This window comes from Streptomyces xantholiticus, assembly GCF_014651015.1.
In the GTDB taxonomy this organism is placed as follows: domain Bacteria; phylum Actinomycetota; class Actinomycetes; order Streptomycetales; family Streptomycetaceae; genus Streptomyces; species Streptomyces xantholiticus.
In genome coordinates, this window is the sequence record NZ_BMWB01000016.1 from 167184 (window position 1) to 187497 (window position 20314).

10 protein-coding genes are annotated in these 20314 nt (G+C 64.2%); 4 read left to right on the forward strand and 6 right to left on the reverse strand.

Features of this window, described 5'->3' with window-relative positions; all coding sequences use genetic code 11:
• Nucleotides 1–118: 118 nt before the first annotated feature.
• The 5 genes from IE198_RS22890 to IE198_RS22905 all read right to left on the reverse strand — a co-directional run bounded on the left by IE198_RS22890 (nt 119) and on the right by IE198_RS22905 (nt 11590).
• Nucleotides 119–1312 (reverse strand): hypothetical protein, encoded by a 1194-nt coding sequence (locus tag IE198_RS22890; RefSeq protein ID WP_189889528.1) that lies wholly within the window; start codon nt 1310–1312, stop codon nt 119–121.
• Entirely contained in the window at nt 1309–1875 is a 567-nt protein-coding gene (locus IE198_RS22895) for a DUF4365 domain-containing protein (protein ID WP_189889530.1), read from the reverse strand. Before IE198_RS22895 ends, IE198_RS22890 begins: the two co-directional genes overlap by 4 nt.
• Nucleotides 1876–2031: 156 nt before the next feature.
• Nucleotides 2032–7599, reverse strand: coding sequence for a DEAD/DEAH box helicase (locus IE198_RS22900; RefSeq protein ID WP_189889532.1), 5568 nt, complete (start codon nt 7597–7599; stop codon nt 2032–2034).
• Nucleotides 7596–8687 carry a Druantia-type antiviral defence protein DruD gene (gene druD, locus IE198_RS37015; protein ID WP_506417279.1) on the reverse strand — a complete coding sequence of 364 codons (1092 nt, stop codon included), beginning with the start codon at nt 8685–8687 and terminating at the stop codon, nt 7596–7598. The genes IE198_RS22900 and druD overlap by 4 nt, the downstream gene beginning before the upstream one ends.
• The gene (locus IE198_RS22905; RefSeq protein WP_189889534.1) at nt 8684–11590 is read right to left on the reverse strand and encodes a hypothetical protein; all 2907 of its coding nucleotides are present in this window, start codon (nt 11588–11590) and stop codon (nt 8684–8686) included. The genes druD and IE198_RS22905 overlap by 4 nt, the downstream gene beginning before the upstream one ends.
• Nucleotides 11591–11954: 364 nt before the next feature.
• Here IE198_RS22905 and IE198_RS22910 point away from each other — a divergent pair, with 364 nt between their 5' ends.
• The 3 genes from IE198_RS22910 (at nt 11955) to IE198_RS22920 (ending at nt 16799) form a co-directional block, all read left to right on the forward strand.
• A complete protein-coding gene (locus tag IE198_RS22910) occupies nt 11955–12338 on the forward strand; it encodes a helix-turn-helix domain-containing protein (RefSeq protein ID WP_189889536.1) in 384 nt (127 codons plus the stop codon).
• A gap of 48 nt (nt 12339–12386) precedes the next feature.
• A complete protein-coding gene (locus IE198_RS22915; protein ID WP_229834249.1) occupies nt 12387–14060 on the forward strand; it encodes a LacI family DNA-binding transcriptional regulator in 1674 nt (557 codons plus the stop codon).
• 66 nt (nt 14061–14126) lie between these two features.
• The gene (locus tag IE198_RS22920) at nt 14127–16799 is read left to right on the forward strand and encodes an ATP/GTP-binding protein (protein WP_189889538.1); all 2673 of its coding nucleotides are present in this window, start codon (nt 14127–14129) and stop codon (nt 16797–16799) included.
• A 1197-nt stretch (nt 16800–17996) separates the two neighbouring features.
• Here the strand turns inward: IE198_RS22920 and IE198_RS22925 are convergent.
• Complete coding sequence (locus IE198_RS22925) at nt 17997–19076, reverse strand: sensor histidine kinase (protein WP_189889540.1); 1080 nt, start codon at nt 19074–19076, stop codon at nt 17997–17999.
• A gap of 211 nt (nt 19077–19287) precedes the next feature.
• On the opposite strand from IE198_RS22925, the gene IE198_RS22930 reads away from it, so the two are divergent.
• A complete protein-coding gene (locus IE198_RS22930) occupies nt 19288–20124 on the forward strand; it encodes a helix-turn-helix transcriptional regulator (protein ID WP_373299939.1) in 837 nt (278 codons plus the stop codon).
• The last annotated feature ends 190 nt before the right edge of the window (nt 20125–20314 follow it).

The following is a 20314-nucleotide window of genomic DNA, read 5'->3' on the forward strand; positions in this document are numbered from 1 at the left end:
CAGCCCACGCGCTGCCTGGGAGGCCGTCCGACACGATGGTTCCTCGGGCTGCGATACCCCGGAGCCGGCGTATCGCAGCCCGCAAGGGACGGGCAGTGACGCTTGCAGTGCTCTGGCTTCATGCCTCGCCCAAGTCGGGGGTTGACGATCCTGAGAGATGCTGCAGGAAGCTCGAATCGACTTCGATATTGCCCGTCAGACGCCATGCACGGCGTTCGTAGGAGAGGTCACCGGCCACCGTAAAGGGCAGTTGGCGCCTATAAGCCATTATTGCCCAGCCGTGGTTCTCTCCAGTTAGTGGAACCTGGACTCGCAGAGTTTTACCCCTTACCTCCGCCGCCACGGTGATAATTGCCGATTCGTTGTCGCTCGGTGTCGCATCATTCCGCGTGAGTGATTTAACGAGTCCGACCAACGTCTCCCGTCGTACGGGCTCTTCCCTTCGTACGAGCCGCTCCCGAACTCGCGGGAGCTCGTCAATCACATCGCGGTCCAGCACAATGGTTGCGAGTCCTACGTCCGGCTTAGGTTCAGCTGCTGCCCATTGGAAAGACAAGTCCAGCGAACGAAGATGCTCGGGCTGTGACATATCTTCGAGCGATTCGACCAGCCCTGCACTTAGCCCAACACTGCTTGGGAAATTGAGGGCCTCCTGTTCCCATGATTGCGTCAGGCGCTTTGTGGTCTCAAGCCCTCTAGCCAGGGTTTCCATGACCCGTCGAGGAAAGACAATGTTTGAGCGCTCGGGGCCTTCTGCAGCCTGAGGGCCAGGGTCCCCCAAGCGCGTTACGACAGTGAACACAAAACTGCCACGCTTCGTGTGGCCAAGCCGTACATCTTCATCCAGAAATTCTCCCACTGCCGCTGGCCTGCGTCCCTTATGCGAGTGATGGGGGTCAGCGGTGCTGGTCGCTGCTGCCTTCATCATCTTGTAAATAGCCTGCAGCGTCTTTTCGGCCTGCTGGAATGGGATTGTGCCGTCGATCATGCCTTGGTCGAGGCGAACAAAAAAGAGGTCCGCGCGTGTAGCGATGACGCGTTCCAGTAGCTGGTTTGCATCCCAGTCGTGAATATGTCCTAGCGACTCGAGAGCATCCACGAAGCGCGGCATGAAATCTGCGAAGTCCGTAGCGAGCGGGATCATGATGCGAGGCGCGGTGGACAAGTGACCCAAGCCGTAGCGCCAGACCTGACGAACTTCTGGCTGCTGATGCTCCAGCTCCCAATCATGAGAAGCCAGGAACTGGGAGACAGCGAGAGGGGTCAACGCGCATGCAATTTCACGGTAACTGTCGAGTATAGATCGGCTCACCGTGAACCCTCCTCTGCGTCCCCGATCGTTTTCATTATGCCCAAAAGTTGCTCGCCTGTGAACAGGTTTCGACGTGGCAAATGTACCGTGCGATATTCCTTGATCGGTCCGTCGTATCTCAGGTTATCGGCAGACTCCCAGAACATGCGGCTACGCGTGAACAATCCAAATTCGTCGGCTCGGAGCCATGGCTCTGGCTCGCGCGGGATAAGGAGTACGCCGAGATAGGCAGGGATATATCGCTTTCTGCGCGTCAATTTCCGAAAAGGCTTCGCCTTCATCTGCCAGGTCATGCTGTCATCTTTGAGCAGATTTTCTTGATAAGTGCACTTAAGTTGAAGCTCGAACTGTGGACCGTAGTAACCGCGGTACTCCGTTGAGGAAACGATTGTAATGTCAACGCCCTCATAGTCAGTCTCGTGAGGTTTTATCGAGCATCCAGCGGCGTAAGCGATCATTCGCGTAAATGACACGCTGAAATGTTCTTGCAGTGCCGTGATAGGCACTTGCCCCTCTGCAAGGTCATCTTCACCCATGGCCTCTTCGAGGTCATCGGCCGGCATATATGCCCCTCCTAGTGTCGCTGCCAGCGGTCAAAGCGTCCTAAAGTCTATTCATTTTGTTCTCAGGCTTCGTTATGCCAACGGCGGCGTTGGGGGGTGACGACAGGACCGCCACCGGCGCCGCGGCGCCGGTGGCGAGCCAGATCCTGATTTCGCTCAGGCCAGTGCTTGCAGTACCTGCTGGCTGGCGAACGGGAGATTGTGAGAGATCACCATGTCGTCGATCAGATGGACCACCACGTTCCCGGACTGCTGCGCGGCACGCAACTCGGCAGTTGGAGCCAACTCAGGGCTCAGCGGGCCGTGTACGCCCAAGATCCATCGCTGGTCACCGTGTTTTGCCAAGATAGGTGCGGTGACCGTTCCAACTCCCGTAACGTCGATTTTGTCCCTTCGAGTGAAGGAAATGTCGGGGAGCGCCCGGCTGTTGAGGTCCTCGTAGAGCTTGTCGGCCGATCGTTCGAGTCGCCCCTCGTCTAGACTCGGCGGGGTCCCGTGAATCAGGTAGCGCAGCAGACTGGCACCGACGTGCCGGTCGAGGAGGTTGTGCTCGAATCGGTTACGGAAGCTCCGTAGACAGCGGTAGCAGGACTCGTCGCAGTTCGCCGGGCATTCTTCGAGGCGCTCGAGCGTCCGTTCAAGGATTTCCACTCCGTAGTCTCTGACCCGTCGAGCGAAGCCAGCTCCACCCGCGAGCGTGTCGTACACGTAGATCTCGGCCTCAAGCCCTTCTTTGCCGAGGGGAGTCAGTGCAGGACGGTATTCTGCCTGTAGTTCCGTCGCCTCAATATCAAGCCTTTGGGTTGCGGCGATCGTCAGCGCCTCAGCGACCGTACGGAGCGCGACGTGCGTCGACAGCAGAGCTGGCCCCAATGTGATTGGCGAGGCCACCTTCAAGCGAACCAGAAGTACATCCGAAATGAAGTCAGTCCCGAGTACCAAGCCCCGCGTTGAGGCTGTGCCGGGACAGTTCGGGGCCTTTTCATCGGGGTACGGCTTCTTGTGCGTACCGACGACCACCCCAGTCGCCGTCGCAGTTGGCTCGATTAGCCCGCAGCGCGTGCAGTAGGTGTATCCCTCGTTGCGTGGGCCGGTGTTGGTGACGAGCAGGGTTTCGCGGCGGTAGGTCTGTGCCAAGCGATCGGTGACGCGCTGCCAGGCAGCTTCCTCGGTTGGTCCGGGCGCCATGAGTTTGGCACGTGTGGCGTAACTGCGGGCCGGCGCGTCGTCTGGGCTTGTGCCCGGCGCCTTATCGGCCGGGTGCGCAAAGCCTGGCGGTCGCATCCAGTTTTTCGCCTTGCCGAATTTTCCCTCGGCACCGCAGGCTGGACAGTCGCGCTCTTTCCCCCGTTCTGCCGGGTCGTGAGGGAAATGCTTGGCGTAGTGGCATACCTGGCACTCGAAGTAAAGCAGTTTGTCTCGCCAGGCTTGGAAGCGTTCCTCTTGGACCGGTGCGTAGATGGCGCCGGAGGTCCACTCCTTGTTATCAACCCACACCACTTTGCCGGGTGCGTACTGGCTGAGGGCCACTGGGAGTCCCTGACTGGGTGCATAGTGGAACTCGGCCTTGAATGGCGTTGACCGATCGAGATCGAAGACGTGGAAGGCCACGACATCCGTCGGAAACGCATAGCGCGGCAGGACCCCCTTGTACAGCAGCCGATCAAGCAGGTTCGCCTGGCTCCGACGGGCGTTCGGCTCCTCGGCGCCGTCTTCGGCGGGGCCCTCTGCCTCGACCTCATCGGGGTCTGGTGCCGCATCGCCCTCGGAGGTAGCTGGCAGACTCCCGTCGAGATCGAGGTCAAGTGCCTTGTCGATCTCGCGGAGTGTGTTCGTGACGACACCGCTTAGGACGACTCTGCGGTCCGTCTGGCTCAGTTCACTGGGAAGCCATGATGCAATCTCCTCACGCAGCTTGTCTCCCTCGGACCTCAGCCACTCTTCCAAGTCGGTCCGATTTAGAGGAGAGGCTGTCCCGACGAAGTGCTCGATAGTGCCAAGGACTTCGAAGAGCTGCGGCTGGTCGTCAGGCTCGATCGCCGGCAGTCGATCCTGGTGATAGCGCTGCAGCAGGTAAGCGATAACGTGGCGCCGCGCGATTTCGTCGTTGTTCATCGTCAGCACTGGGTCGTCGACTTTGCCGCGGATCATGAGCTCTGGTTGACGGAAGTAGTGGTCGTCGTGTGTGTCGGCGCTCCCGAAGGCCAGTACGGTAGCGACAGCGTTGCCGCGACGCCCCGCCCGCCCTGCGCGCTGCTGGTAGTTGGCGCGCGACGGTGGCATGTTGCGCAGCGCGACGCCGGTCAGGCTGCCGATGTCGATGCCAACTTCCATGGTGGTCGTGCAGGACAGAACGTCGATGGCGGCGCGTGACTGCTCTCCTTGGCGGGTCAAGCCGAGGTCGACGTCTTGGAACAGCAACTCGTGTTCTTCCGCTGTGGAGAATACGGCGTCGGACTGGGCGGCATTGAGCTGTGCCGTGTGCTCGGCGGCGATGATGCTCAATGGAGGCTCGGGCGGTTCACTCAAAGCCCGGGCCGCACTGGCACGGTAGTAGCCCTTTCGGGCCTGGAAGACCGGATCGGTGTCGGGATTTAGCGTGCGAACGCGGTCGTGCCCGCAGTTGACGCATCGGGTTGTTCCGGGAAACGGCCGTTGCGTGAAGCGGCAGCGTTCGCAATATCCCCAGAGCCCGCCGAGTTCCAGGGCAACGTTCTGGGCCAACAACCGAAACTTGCCGGCCACTGGTTCGCAGAAAGTTGTGAGCAACGTCTGCAGCCAATCGTCCGCAAATATCTTCCTCGCCGCCTTTGAATCGAGCCAACGCTCGATTGCTTGGAACTTACCCGCGTGCTGTTTTACGCCGCCCTTTGTCCTCCACCAGTCGCCTTCGGTCATCGACGGAAACCAGATACCCCGGGTCGGGGTGTTCCATTGCGCGAGCCACAACCGAACAAGCGCAAGTTTGCCGTCGGCACTGCTTGCGACCCCGTCGATGTCCGGTAGTTCCGTCAACAATGTATCGGTGAGGTTCGCTCGCTCACGGAGGGATGCCAGGCCCAGGGACGACAGCCCGTAGTACTTGTCCGTTAGCGTCGCGTACATCGCCCTCAGCAGCGACTGTGGCGGATTGGCGGTGGTGAGTAGTGGCACCAACTCGGCGGGATTGCCCGAGAGCGCACCTTTGTCGATTGCCTTCGCGACCGTGTCCACGACATGGAGCGTTTCCATGGGGCGTAGTTCCGGACGCAGCCGCACCGACAACACTCGCGCTCCGACCATGACGGCCACGTACAGACGCTCCAAGCTGAGCGACGGCGCCAAGAACGGTTGATTCGCCAGTTCCTGCCATCCGCGCAAGATCAGGGGGCGAATGACGTCGCGCATCGAGTAACTCTGCAGGTTGGGTGCCAGCCGTGCGGCAACCTGCCGGGAGTCGGAGAACGCGAGCACCTTGCGACCGCGCAGCGGCGCAAACTCGGTGTACGGCTGGGCACCCGGTGGTTGGACCTCGAGTTGTCGTGTGACCAAGGCTTGGAACGGCTGGTCACCCTTCGTCTGGTGATCCTGTACCGATGAACGGCCGAATCCGGCGAGTTGCCCGCAGACACCGCAAGGCTTGAACTCTCCGTTCGCCTCCGTCTCACCATCACCGCCATCGTCGTCACCCCTGACGACTTCTCCTCCTCGAAGCCGAGGAATGAAGACACTGCGGACGCGGGCGCCGAGCTCTTCCGGATTGAGCCGGCCGGTAACGAGATCGATGTCGGCGGGTTCGACATCGCCATCGGAGGGGTCCTCAAGCAGTAGATCGAGTGCCTGGAGTTCGGGGATGGAACCCGATGCGGACTCGAACGATCCCCCCGGCTCGTGCCATAGGTACGTCGGCTCGCTTACGTCCTCGGTATAGGTCCGTGCGTAGGCGGAGCCGCAGTGCCTGCAGGTGTACAACTCGAAGACTCGTGCACCACATCCGCAAGTTGCCCGCGGCTGGTCGTAAAGTTTGCCAATCGGCCCCGGCTCCGGGTGAGCTTCCCGGTCAACCTCTGGGCAGTCGGGGTCGAGACACGCCCAGAGCCCAGGCAGCCCGCGAAAGAACGCATGCACGCGACATGGCAGCAGACCTGCGTCATCCGCCGACCGTCGCGCCGCGCTACCGAGTGCCACCAGGGAAGAGACAGCCCTATCGGCAAGCTCCGTCTCAACGGTCGGGAAAATGAGCGAGCCCAACTCATTTACCGGCTGTGCCCGCTGCATTGTCTCGTTGACGAGCAGGTTCATGGGGCCGAATCCGCTGAGAGCATCGTGCAGCAGTTCACCGACCGTGGCGCCCTCTTTCACGGCAACCTGCCGATAGTCCAGAAGCCCCTGAACGGCGGCGATGCGGGCCTCGTCTCCCTCGCCCTCGTAGAAGTCGTGCATCGGTACGGCAACGAGAGTTTGAGCGTCCTGGTGGCTTCCAGGGCCAGCGAGCCCCCGGAGGGCGAGACGACCTTCTACGGTCTTGAAGTCGACCTCGGACTTGCCGCTCAACTGTGCAGCGAATTGACGCGCGTACTCAGGGCTCGCGAAGCTCGCGCTTGTACAGATCACCTGCAACTGCTCGGGGGGAATCCCAAGCCTTGCGCGAAGCCGGCGCAGCAGCAGGGCAACCTCGGCGCCGGCCGCGCCGCGGTAGAGATGGGCCTCATCGATGACCAGGAGGAACTTCTCGTCGGGGTTGTTCGCCAACCAGGCCCGCGTCGCATCGAACACCGGTCGCTCGAGCGGGCGCATCAACATGTACTCAAGCATCGAGTAGTTCGTGATCAAGACATCCGGAGGTGTGCCGAGCACCTCATGCCGCGTCAGGAGTTCGGGGTCGTTGGGCTGAAGGACGGCACGGACGAACTCGCCATCCTTGTTCTTCCAACGGGAGCCACTTTCGCCGTACCAGGCCTTCAGATCCGGCTTGGCTGGCCACTTGCCGCGCGATCGCAGCTTGTTGATGAGACCTGCTGCCTCGCCGTGCCCCTGTGACGTAGGGTCATCTGCCCGGTTGATGAGGTGAACGTAGAAGTCCCCGATCGACCGAAGCCGGGCCTGGTCCTTCTCGACCTTCCGTACGCCGGGGTACAGGGTTCGGCTGGTGTAACGGGCGAAGCGTGCTGGACGGTCAGCCCAAGCGCTGAACTGGGCCGTGACGCGCGGATCGCCGAGCAGGAGTCGAAGACGACCCAACTGGTCATTCACCAGCGCGTTCATCGGATAGAGAATCAAGGACCGCACAGCCGGAGCTGCGAACGACTCAGGCTTGTTCGCCGCCTCCGCTGCAAGCTTTGCCAGCATCGGCAGGAGAAATGACTCCGTCTTGCCTGAGCCGGTACCGGTAGTGATCGCAAGACTAAGGCCGTCTCGAGTCGTCCACTCAAGCGCCTCAGCTTGGTGGGTGTAGGGCGGGTCGTACAGCAGTGGCTTCAGGTCGCCTTCGGGTGTTGTCAACCTGGCGAAGAGCGCTTGTGCAGGTGCGGCGAGTTCGAGATCACCAAAACTTCGGTCCGTCTGATAGCGGGGAGTGCTCTCGATGAAGGGCGCTCGGAACAGTACGCCCTCCTGTTCGAGCAACACACGACGCTGATCGATCACGGTGGGATGCCCCACGTGATAGGTCGCCTCGATGTAGTCCCGAAGTGCAGCCTGAATCTTGGTGATCGTCTCCGCGATCGTTGGCGTTTCCACTGTCACGCCACCCCTCCCTCTTCTCTGACGTGCATCCACAGCATGTCAGTGACGAACGTTGATATCTGGCTGATCGCCGAGATGGGAACGCGGTACGAGATCAATGCGCCTCTCGTCCGCGAGACGGGAGTCCCTATTAGTTCGAGGTAGCGTTGAGCCCATCCGGGCACAGGTCCGAACAAGTCCACGATTTGGGTCTCGGGCGCCCCCGTAGCGGACCGGACGTGCATCACCTGTGGGTTTCCCATCACGGCGTCGATAGCTGCCTGGAAGCGCCATGCCTCGTCGCACGCTGCCCCGTCAGGGGCGTCAACCGGCAGATCTACGAGTGCGCGAGGCATGCCACGCTCAATCCGTACAAGGCACCACAGGTCTGCACCGTAGGCTTGGGGACGGCGGGCAACGAAGTCGCCGGAGTCGCCGTCCGCGGGTGGCCGCCAACGACCGCGGTAGTAGCGAACTGACGCCCCAGGATCGATGATTGCTAGATCGCTGACTTGGCCAGACTCTGCCGCCTGGTCCAGACGCTGACGCATCGTAGCGACGACAAAGGCTGCGCTATCCGCGCCTGGGTGCTTGAGCCAGTACTCACGTCGGATCTCATGCAGACCAGCGGCATGCATTTGGGCAGGGCCCACCTCGGGGTCTAGTTCCATGGACCGTGTGTGGCCCTCGTACAGCACCTCCGTGCCCACAGACTCATCCACCAGCGGGGAGGCGTTGGGGCGTACGCCTAGCAAGAGGTACTGCCCAGGAGCCTTCGCCACATACGAGGGAGGAGCCAGGTAGAGCTGGCGGCTGCCACGATCCTGCTGGCGAGGGAGTTCGACCAAGTCACCAATCGACACCAGGAGATCCAACTGTTCCGCGACCTGGCCGCGAGTAAGCGAGCATGACTCGTCGAGCGGGCTAATGGCCTCAAGGACGGCTTCCACGAGTCGACGCGGCATCGCCGGGCACAGGAACGAAGCAGCGCGGCGAAGCGAGGCGCATATCGCTTCTGTCGAGAACAGGTCAGTAGCCGTCTCATCCAGCCCCAGCGCACGGACCGCACGTTCCGCCGCATGGGGACCGCTGACCGGAGTTATGTTCATCGGCTACCACCGACAACCGACTTGTTCGACGCCTCTCGTAGGTCTTCAGTCCCGAGCACAGCGAATCGAGCTGCCCGAATGAGCACAGGAGAACCCAGCACACACTTCAAGAGCTGGTCTCGTTCGGTCTCGTCCCAGCTCGCGAGAGAGCCCGGTCTGGACACAAGTGGAAGCAAGAAGTCTGCTGCGGTGTGAGGATCGTCGATGCCGCTGGCTGCAGCGACGATGCGGATCGCACTGGCGAATCCCTCGCTCAGCGCTGCTGGTGAGTCCGCCCACTGCCAGAGGTGACTGGCAATCTGCTGGGCCGCAGCACGCTGCTTCGGAGCCTGACCCACGAGTTCGCGCATTTCGTCCAACACATCCGGCGGCTTGAGATCGCCGACAGGAATGCGTTTGTGCTCCAGACGAGCCCACCTGCTTCCGGCGGCAAGGGAAACAAGGGCCGTGGTGACCGTGTTGAGAACCTGATCCCGCTGATGATGAGCGAATGGATCTGCCGGTACATCGGCGTCAAGCCAGCGGCGGTGACCAAAGATGAGTTGCTTCATCTCGGAAAGAGAATTGTCTGTGTATTGAATGATCGGACGTTCACTTGATCTCTGCCGCAGCCGGTTTGGCTCGGGTGGCAGGACGATGGCCGCGGTCACATTGCCAGACGTCGCCTGCAGCAGTCCCCCATTCGGCGGGGCGGAAATTGGTCGAAGGGAATCACAGCGCTCGCCAGCCAGAGGTGCCTCCACCGGAAACAGAAGCACCTGAGTGTCATCCCCGTCTGTCCGATCGATCAGGCGTGCCTCATGCTCGCCATTGCGCCGCTTGGTAAGCACCCAGCGGAGCGGATGGAAACCACGTTCACAGACCAGGGAGGCGAAACCCACGCCGCTCCGGGAAACCGACACTTCGCACGAATTGGCCTCGTCGTAGGCGGCGAGCAGTTTTCTCTTGTGTAGTTCCTGATCTGTCAACCTTTCCCATGCACTATCGCTGAAAGGAAGCGAGATGCTGTGCTGCGCCTGTGCCAGTGAATTGCCGGCATCGTCACGCAGCACGATCACCAGTTCCGCCTTCGTACTTGGTGGACCGTCGATCGAGAGGCTCGCCCGACCATCCCAGAGCTCGGTCAGCTTCGGGCGCGCTGGCGTGGCAAACAGCCGGATACCTGCGCCCTCAGTAGTTTCATCCAGGTTTGTGTGTGGGTCACGGATCGTGATCGCGAGTGAGCCGCTTTTAACCGCCGCGCCGTTGTCTGTGCCCAATAGCGCAATGTCGACCTCGTGAGTGCCCACGGTGAGATCCTCAAGGGCAAAGATTAATTCCGCCTTAGTGGCAGGCCACTCGAGCACAATAGGGAGTCCAGCATCGACGGTCACAGCGCACATTTCCATGGTGCGATTGGAACGCACCGCGAGCAGCACCGGATCCCCAGCTAGCCACTCGACGGCACCTTCCCCGTCCCAGGCCCCAGGGACGACACCGACGGGGCGAATCGACACATCAGTCACCACTGACAGCTTGGCCGCCGCAAGCTTGGAAATTTCCGCTTCGCCAACAACTTCTGGCACCCTCACCTCGAAGGCGTACACTCCTTCAGCCAGAACCGTCGCTTTAGTGACGAACGGTAGCGTGGGCGGTTCACTATCGAGTCGTCCGACCAGGCAATACTCGTGGCCCGGCCTCATGTATTTGCCCTTGACCTCAAGGGCCAGCCCATCCGGTTGCTTCCGGAAAACCCACCACGGGCCCTGGGTGATGGAGCAATGCTCCGCGATCAGGCTGTTCACGACCGATGAACCCCGCTCCAGTTGGATAATGGGACTCTCGGGCTGTGGCCAGGTGGAGAGGGACACTTCACCCGGGTACAGCAGTTTGCCGCGGGGGAGCGGTTTACGACGGCCCTCAACCTTCGGGCGGAGGTTCCGAAGTTCCTGACCAACTTGATCGTGCCGAGCCTGCAGCGGCGTGAGATCAGGCAGCTCCAAATAGGGACGCCAACCGCCGTCTTCCTGCCGCAGGAGAAGCTTCGGGTCAGTGATGGCCGCAAGTGGCTGCTGCCCCCGCTTCACGGGTCCCATGCTCGAGTTCAGGGGGAGGAATCCGCTTGAGCGGACCAAGTTGGCCGAGTGCTTGGCGCGGGCCAACCAGGTTCGTGACTGACGTTCGTTGGTCAGGTCGTTGACCAGGCGAGCGAGTGTCGATCGGACTAGGTACGGGGAGTCCTCGTCGTCGCCTGAGAGCATTGCCGCGGCCACCTGACCGAGGAGGCTCTGGTTGCTGCAGAAGATCTGGAAACGCTCGCTATATCCACCCGTGCGCGAAGCCAAGCATGCTCCCAGAGCGTTGGGATCACTAAGGAGCTCTGCGGTCAATACCGCGCGCGACTCAAACAGAAGCTGCGCCAACTGCCGTTGGAGATCGGCGGGTATGACGGCGTGTGTGATTGGCCAGGCAATGATGTTGAAGTTGGTTGCAAAGCCTCCCTTCGGCTCGGCTCCGCCGTAGTCGGCTGCGAATCGCTTGAACCACTGTTTTATGCGCTGGCGGTTGGTGGTCACGCTCCAACCCGGACTGCTTTCCCAGCCCGGTGTTTGCTGGGCGAAGAGCGGCCAGTATTCATCTCCAACGTACTTATAGCCGATCTCTGCTGCGTGTACTACAAAGGGCAACCACCAAGCGCGGAAGCGAGTATCGAGTCCCTGCCTGACAGCCCCACGCACCGCAAGTAGGAGCAACTCGAAGTCGCTACTGTTGAGGTCGTGCTCCAGCGCAAAGACAGGAGCCGCCGGTTGGAGTGCCTGGCGATGTTCGTGAAGCATCCGGAAGTGGTCATGCAGTCGCTTGTGCAGGTACTTGAGGACCTCTACCGAACCATCACGCGCCATCCCCCCCATGACTGGTGTCACCTCTCCTGGGTCTCGCATTGCCGTAGAGACAGTGTCCGACAGAGCACCGACACCTGGGGGAGCGTCGCGCAAAGATCGGTCACGTCCACGGACGTGGTGTATGGCGGGCTGTTGAGGCCATCGCCGATGGGGGTGGTTTGAGCGTGCATGCGGGTGGCGTGGGGCATAAGGCAGCGGTCATCGGTTGAGCCTTCGGGAGAACGCTTCAAGTATCTCCGAAGGAGGCCGTCCGGTGATCGCTCCGCACAATGTCTCGTCTCCCGAACTGCTGCACGGGTCGAGCGTGTGACGAGGTCCGTCCAGCACTGCTGACCGAGCACGCCCCCAAGCGAGTTAGGACCCACTTTCCTTGCATCACTCCGCGATGCCCCCTGCCCTCGTGCGCCTCCGTCCCAGCACCGAGTGTGAAGCCGCCTTGCCCCGTCTCTACCGCCCCGAGGAGATCGCCGAAGCCCTCGGCTGCTCTGCCTGGTGGGTCAAGGACCGCGCCCGGCGCAGCCTCATTCCGCATGCCCGTGTCGGCCGCGCGTACCGCTTCACCGCCGAACACGTCGCCGAGATCATCCGCCTTCACGAGGAGCGACCGACGCGATCCGTCGGCAATTCGGCGGCCGTTCCAGCGGCGACAGCGACTCCCGCCGCACGAGCCCGTGCCTCCCAGCCTCGCCGGCCTACCAGGGCAGCCTCGACGACGGGGCGTCTGCGGGCCCGGCCGCCGCGCCGTACCCGGTACGAGTCCGTCGTGTAGCGCGCCCGCGTCATCCACAAGCCAGGAGTAGGGGGAGGAAGGCGGAAGTTGGGTTTCGCGGAGAAGCGCGGAGACTACTGGCGCGGTCGGTACAGGATCGCGTCAGGCAAGCACCTCACGGTCGTCGACGAGAGCGGCAAGGCGATCCGGTTCGCCACCAAGGGCGAGGCCCAGCGCGCCGCGAGCGAGTCCGAGAACAAGTACCGTCGCGGCGACTGGCGCGATCCATCGCTTGGCGAGGAGACCTTGGGCGAGTACGCGAACCGTTGGTACGCGGCCCAGGACATGGCCGCCTCGACCATGCAGAACTACCGCCGCCACATCGAGGAGCACCTGCTCCCCGAGTTCGAGGACAAGTCGCTCGCCGGCATCCTGCGCACAGACGTCGACCTGTGGGAGAAGAAGGAGAAGGCCGTGTATGCGGCCTCCAGCGTCAAGACCTGGCGCTCGACGCTCCACCTGATCTTCGAGGACGCGATCGACGAGGGACTGATCACGGCGAACCCGGCGGCCAGGCGGCGAGGGCGGGGAAAGCGCGCCGGCCGCTCCCGCGACCGCGGTCCGGAGAAGGTCGTCACCGACGCTCTCGGCATCCTGCTGACCGCCGAGCGGGCCGCTCTGCTCTCCGGCCGCGACGACGAGTTCGTCGCCGTCGTGCTAAAGGGGTACACCGGCATGCGCTGGGGCGAAATCGTCGGCTTGGAAACGGAGTTCGCCCGGCCCGGCGCCATCCGCGTCGAGTGGCAGCTGTACGAACTCGACACCGGCGAGCTCGTTCGCTGTCCGCCCAAGGACGACAGCTACCGCACCATCGACGTGATGGACTGGTTGTCGGCCCTGGTCGCCAACCACGTCGCCCGTACGAAGCCGACACCCTGCCCGTGTCACGGCAAGACCTACGTCTTCCGGGGGCAGGGCGCGGCCCGCACCGGTGTCCACCAGGGTGCGAAGCTCATCGACGTCGCACGCCGTGCCGAAGTCTCCACGGGCACGGTGTCCAACGTCCTGAACCATCCCGACCGCGTCACCGAAGCCAAGCGGGTGAGGGTGAAGCAGGCTATCGCGGACCTGGGGTTCGTGCGGGGTGAGACGGTGTCGGAGCACGCTGCCCACTGGCGCCGAAGCGGTTTCGCGACGTGGCTGTTCACGCCGGCGGTCTCGGGCTGGTACCCGAAGAAGGCGCCGCAAGAGGCCCGGCCCGTACCGCTCCTCGGCGAACCGTGGCCTGGTGTCCCGGCGCGAGGACGTGGCGCCCGTGCGCGGGCCGACGCCTGCTGGCTCCCGATCGCCAAGGGCCTCACACCCCACGGCCTCCGCCACACCCATCGGACCGTGATGGAAGACCTCGGCACCGAGAAGGTCCTCATGGACGAGCGTATGGGCCACATCGACGGCTCGGCCTCGGCGCGCTACGCCCACGTCACCCCCGGCATGCGCAAACGCCTCATGCTCGGCCTGACCGAGCAGTGGGAGATGGCACTCGACGCCCGACTGGCCCTGTGTCCGACCTCTCCAGTGCGCGTGCTCAACGATTTCCTGCGCGCACGCGCTTCCAGTCCAATCTCCTCGCCATCGATCCATACCCTGCTGTCGGTCCACGGACGTGGTGTACGACGGGTTGTTGAGGAAGTCGCCGGTCTGGGTGGCTTCATCGCGCGCAGGAGTGGCGTGGGGCGGGCATCCGTGGACGCGACCCGAACGCGACCTGCAAACTCTGCCTGAATGCGGACTTGCCAGGCTGTCCTCAAGGGAGCATAGATTGGCTCCAGTTGATCGTCAGGGGGAGCGGTGGCAGGGCGGGACCTTCGAACGCTGTTCAGCTCGAACGACCGGAGCATCACGGCCAGTGAGGCGTTCACGAACCGGCAGGCACAGTGGCAAGCGGTGACCGCCGGCCTCGCTGAGCACATACAGCACGTGACCCGTGCGGACTTCGACGTGGAGGACCTGGAGGCTCCCCGCCGCAACATGCTCGTGTTCCACGGTGTGGGCGGGATCGGCAAGTCCACGCTCTCCCGCAAGATCGAGGCGTCGCTCGCCAGCAGCGAGCACCGTCCCGTGCAATGGGAATCGCCGTCCCACCCCGAGGAGCGGACGCTGCCGGTCCGCATCGACCTCGCGCGCGCCGCGGGCATGGACTTTGAGCGCGTCATCCTCACCATCCGTCTTGCCGTCGCCGCGCTCGGCCGGCCGATGCCCGCCTTCGACCTCGCCCTGCGCCGCTACTGGGAGCACAACCACCCGGGCGAACCGATCGAGGACTACCTGCGCCGGGGCGGGCTGCTGGGCCGCTTCAGCGCCGCTGCCGCTCTGCCGCAGCAGATGCAGTCGGCCCTCAGCGACGTTGCCCAGGCGCTGCTCCTGCCCGGCACCGTCGGGGGTGCGCTCGGCCACGGGGCCGGAGCGCTCATCAAGGCGTTACGCGAGCGGCGCCAGTCCGTACGCGCCCTCGCCGGCTGCTCACGTCTGGCCGACCTCCTGGAAGCCGAGCCCGACCTGGACGCCCTCAGCTTCTACCCGCACCTGCTCGCCTGGGACCTGGCCCAACTCCCGGCCGACAAGAGCGCGCTACCCGTGATCCTGCTGGACACCTTCGAGGACACCGGCGACCGCACCCACCGCGACTTCGAGCGCCTGCTCCAGCGCATCGTGTGGCTGATGCCCAACGTGTTCTTCGTCGTCACCGGACGCAACCGCCTTCAGTGGGCGGAAACGAGCCTGGAAGGGCAACTCGACTGGACCGGGCCGAACGCTTGGCCCGGTCTCGTTCCTGAGGCGACGCATGTCGGGTCAGGCGTGTCCGGCCGCCAGATCCTGATCGGCGACTTCTCCTTCGAAGACTGCGAGGACTATCTGGCCCGCAGGCTCAGCCGCGACGGGCACCCGCTGATCGACGAACCGGTCCGCCGGATCATCGCCGAGCGCTCCCACGGGCTACCCCTGTACCTGGACCTGTCGGTCATGCGCTACCTGGAACTTCGGCGCAGTGGCAGGCAGCCACAGGTCACCGACTTCGACCACGACTTTCCGGCCTTGATCGCCCGTACCCTCAGCGACCTGACCGCCGAGGAACGCCACGTGCTCCGCTCGGTCAGCCTGGTCGACGCGTTCTCTGTTCCTCTGGCCACCCAGGTCGCCGGCATGGACCACGACGCGCCCGCCCTGCGCTTGACCGAGCGCCCCTTCATCCGGGAGTCCCCCTCCGGTGTGTGGCCCTTCCATGTCCACGACCTGATCCGCGCCGCTATTCGCAACGCGGACGACGGCAGTGACGACCGCTGGTCGGACCAGGACTGGCAGCGCGCGGCCCAGCGAGCCTTCCATGCCCTGGAATCCCAGTGGCGCCAGGACCTGCGACGCGACCGCACTGTCCTCGTCGGCTGCCTCCAGCAAGGGCTGCTCCTCGCACGGGACTTCCGTCTCGACCTCGGCTGGCTCGCCGATGCCGCATTCCAGTACGTAGGGGACTCCATCTGGGAACCGCTGGCACTTCCCGCAGCCGATGCCACGTCGTCGGACGGCCTGCAGACTGCGGCGGACGCCCTGGTGGAAACACTCAGCGCCATCGCCCGGCGCCAGCACGAACACCGTGAACGCACAGCCGGTCGGCTCTCCGCAGTCCTTGCATCGGAACTGCTCCCGGTTGACCTGGTAGAGCTGGCCACGTATTACCTGGCGAAGGCCCAGCGGGACCTCGGCCTGACCGATGATTCGCGGCGCGGCATGCAGCGCGTCGCTTCCGCCGACGGTCGGCTCGCTTCCGCCGCTCGACGGGGCCTGGCACACCTGAGCCGACTGTCCGGAGATTTCCCTGCGGCGGTGGAAGCCGCTGGGAGGCTGGGCTGGGAAGGACGGCACCATCGGGTCCTGGGAGACGTGTGGTGGGTGCAGGGAGACATGGAGCGGGCGACCGCCGCCTACCTGGCAGCGAGGAGCGAGGCCGAAGAACACGGTGCGGCCGGCGAGACCGCCATGGTCCAGGCACATCTCGCCTTCGCCGTCTCCTTCGCCGACCCGCTCCGCGCCGACGATGAACTCGACCTTGCGGACCGGCTGCTGTCGCGCCTCAGCCTGCGCTCCAGCGAGATGACCGCTCGCATCGCCGCACTCGTACGCGACGCCGGTTTCTCCGCAGACCTGCCCGACCGGGCGGCCGTCCTGCTCGCCGAAATCGGCGTCTCCGGCATTTCCTACGCCGCGGCGAAACTGCAACTGGCCCTGTGCTTCCACCACGCCGTCCTCGACAACCAGGACGACCTCACCACCGCGATCACCCGCCTACGCGAACTCACGCAGAGCGGCGACTACGCCTACTACGTCGAAATCGCGCACTTCATGGTCGGCCGTCCGTTCCCCGAGCACACCGCGCGAGCACGCTGGACTGACGGAGAACGACAGACCCGCGAACGATGGCGCCACCTAGTTGAGACACGTCGCAACCGCCTCGGCACGGCTCGTTAGGCCGCAACGGGCAGCGTCGGGACGCAGTCAGAAGATCCGTCCGAAGCCGTCGGCAGTTACCGTATGCGCCGCTTGTTGGATCACTACAAGAAGTATCGCGCCAGGCCAGAGCAGGCACCACGGTGCCACATCGACTGCGCGAGAGTGAGCCGGGCATGTCTCAAAGACCTCCCTCGCGAGTGGCCGATATGTCCCCAGGGGTGGCCAAGGGGTGGCCGGACACCTTTGGATGACGTGGACCGCTCGGGACGCGTCGTCAGGGCGGCGGGGAAGTGTGGTCGCTGTCCGCAACTGTGTCGTTGCTGGTCAGATTGCCGCCGAGCGCCTGCAGAGCAGAAGCTGCTGGCCAGGCTGGCTTGATGAGGCAGCACGCTGAGTCGGCCCAGCTGGGCCCGGCAATGTACTCGTAATGCGTAGGTCTCGGGTTCGAATCCCGAAGGCGGCTCCACTTGTGCCCCAGGTCAGGCTTCTGACCTGGGGTTTCTTATTGCTCGTGCTGCCTCGTCCGGGCGGGAGCCCGGCTGATGACCTCCGCAGACGGAATGCGTAGGTCTGGGGGTTCTACAGGGCGGGACAAAGGGCGCTCGGTCGGTGAGAAAGCGGGCTATGACCTGCGTCCTCTGCGGTCGCTGAATCGAGGCGCGCCAGGTTTTGGGCGAATCGGGGGTGCGCGAGGGGAGCGCATGGGCGCACCTGCGGTGACAGGGGTGGGGCGGGAAGTTCCACTGGAATCTCCGAAATTGCGGCAGCAGGGGTTGGCGATGGCCCCGCAGGGTTGACGTCGGCTCTTGTGGCCATCGGACAAGCCGGGCCTCAGGTGTGCGGTCCCGGGACGTTGGTGACGGGACCCGTGGTCTTGCATGGGGTCCATGTCGGCACCTGAAACGCCGGCGGCGTGGACTGCTATCGAGTCCGAGCCCGGTCCCCGCACAGAAGCCATCCGCGCAAGCACTCTCGGGTTTGGCTACGGCGTCCTCTTCCGGACCCGCCCAGGCGACTTCATCAGGCCCCACTCTGTGAGGCCGGCTCCGGGGCGACCTGACTCGGCTCCGCCCGTGACCGGCCCTGGTGGGCCAAGTGGAGCCACTTCAGACCGCCTTGGTGGGCTGTGATCTGCGCGGTGCCCGGTCTTCGCGGCGCTGCGCCCGTGTTGTGCAGCCATGGCCTGCGGGAGGCATGTCCACCCGGGCTGTTCGGTCACTCGGGTGCGCGGTCGCACTCGCATTCCGGGAGGGGGACCAGGACGTCGATCACCGTGCCCTCGCCCGGTGCGCTGGTCAGTGTGAGGCGGCCGCCAAGTTCCTCCGTGCGTTCTCGCATGGCCGACAAGCCGTGGTCCTGGCCGGTGTTCAGGACGGAGGGAACGTCGAAGCCGATTCCTTCGTCCTCGATGACGGCGCGGGCGTGGTGCGGGGTCACGTCGACGCGGACCGCGGCGTGGGCGGTACCGGAGTGGGCCAGGACGTTGCGCAGTGCCTCGCGCACGATGAGGAAGAGCTCCTCCCGGTACTCCGGCGAGAGCCAGCACTCGTTGCCGGTCACCGTCGCCGTGATGTGGTTGCCGCCCTGCACGGAGTTGAGGAACTTCTGGAGGCTGGTTCCCAGTTGCTCCAGCGGGCTGGTGTGTCGCAGCTCGAAGATGACGCGCTGCATGCCGGACATCGACTCCAGCAGGGTGGAGCGAGCGCGTTCGAAATTGGTGCGGGCGACGGTGTCGTTGCGGCCCTCGTGGAACTCGAAGAGCTCCAGGCTGCGCAGGCAGGCGGTCATGCTGTTGCTGACGTGGTCGTGGATGTCCCGGGCGAGCCGGAAGCGCTCGGCGACGTAGCCCTCTTTGAAGCGGCGGTAGAGGAAGGCGTCGTAGCCGGTGGTCATCGCCTCCATGCGCCACATCATCGTCTGGTGCAGGGTGCGCGCCGCGAGGGTGAGGGAGTATGGGTCGCCGGCCATCGGGGTCAGCTCGTCCATCACCACGTCGTAGAGCAGGGACGCGGCCCGCAGCGTCTCGGTGGGGTGCAGATGACGGAAGGTGCGTCCGGCGGCCACCAGCTCCCGTGGTTCGGGCTCGATACCGTCCAGGAAGGCTCCCTCGCTGTACAGCACATCGGCGCAGATACTGAGGGTCTGGGCGGCCTGGCGACGCAGAGCGGACAGGACTTCCGGGTCTCTGAGCAGCACGCTGGGTGAGTTCCGCAGCCTCTCCCAGTAGACCGCCAGGATGTCTTCCTTGTGCTCGTTGAGGTGTTCGGCGATTTGTACCGCGCTCGCTGTCTTCACAGATCGTTGCCTCTCCGTCGCCCGTGATCGCGATTGCAAGTTCGCAGGGAAGCTTGCCCCATGGGTCCCCTTCGTTCCTGGTAGAAACTGGACCAGTCTCGAGCGGGTTTGGCTGGGGATACTCGGTTCCATGGGAGTGAGTGAAGAGCTTCGAGACTTCTTGTTCAGCCGACGGGCCCGGTTACGGCCAGAAGACGTCGGCCTGGTGCCCGTGCCCGGCACTCGGCGGGTGAGCGGGCTGCGGCGCGAGGAATTGGCCCAGCTCGCCGGGCTGAGCACCGACTACTACACGCGCGTGGAGCAGGGCCGGGTGCAGCGCGTCTCCGACAGCATCGTCGAGGCGCTGGGCCGGGCGCTGCGCCTGGACGAACACGAGTTCGCCCACTTCCGTAACCTCGCCCAACCCGCCCCCGGTGCCAAGCGCCCCGCTCCGCGCCAGCAGATCCGCCCGGGCCTGCGGATCATGCTGGAGTCCTTCGCCCAGTCCCAGGTGCCCGCCTATGTTCTCGGGCCCTACCTGGACGTCCTTGCCTGGAACGACCTGGCCGCGGCGCTGGTCGCGGACTTCGACCGGCTGAGCCCCACCGAGCGCAACATGGCCAGGCTGGTGTTCCTCGACCCCGCGGCCCGCGATCTGTACCCGGACTGGGAGCACACCGCGAGGACCGCGGTGGGCAATCTGCGCCTAGCGGCAGGGCAGTTTCCACACGACCCTCGCCTCATCGCGCTGGTCGGTGAACTCTCGGTGCACAGCCCCGAGTTCCGCGGCTGGTGGGCCGGACACGACGTGAGGGAGCGGACGTCGGGTACCAAGTCCTTCCAGCATCCGCAGATCGGTCGCATCGATCTGCACTTCAGCTCCTTCCGCTGCACGGACGCCCCGGAGCAGGTCCTGGTCACCTATGCGGCCGAGGCGAGTTCCCCTGCGGAGACATCGCTGCGTCTGCTGGCCAGCTGGGTACGTGAGGCGGTGCCGTCCCAGGAGCGAGGGGTCGGTCAGCGGGAGCGGGCGGAGGAGATCAGCGGTACGGGAGGAGACCAGCGGTGACGATCAACGTGCTGGGGGCGACGGGTCGTACGGGCAGGCGGGTCGTGTCGCTGCTCCTGGCCGAGGGGCGGGCCGTACGGCGCGGTGGTCCGAGGGACCGGGGCCGTGCGAGCGCTGAAGGAGCGGGGGGTGCCTCTATGTCCTTCGTCAAGGCGCCCCTGTCGGGTTTGGGGTGGTTGGGGTTATGCGG

What these genes read in the sequence shown, in the direction of transcription:
- IE198_RS22895 (WP_189889530.1), bottom strand. Translation starts at nt 1,875, where the DNA reads ATGCCGGCCGATGACCTCGAAGAGGCCATGGGTGAAGATGACCTTGCA.
- IE198_RS22910 (WP_189889536.1), top strand. Translation starts at nt 11,955, where the DNA reads ATGCCCCCTGCCCTCGTGCGCCTCCGTCCCAGCACCGAGTGTGAAGCC.
- druD (WP_506417279.1), bottom strand. Translation starts at nt 8,687, where the DNA reads ATGAACATAACTCCGGTCAGCGGTCCCCATGCGGCGGAACGTGCGGTC.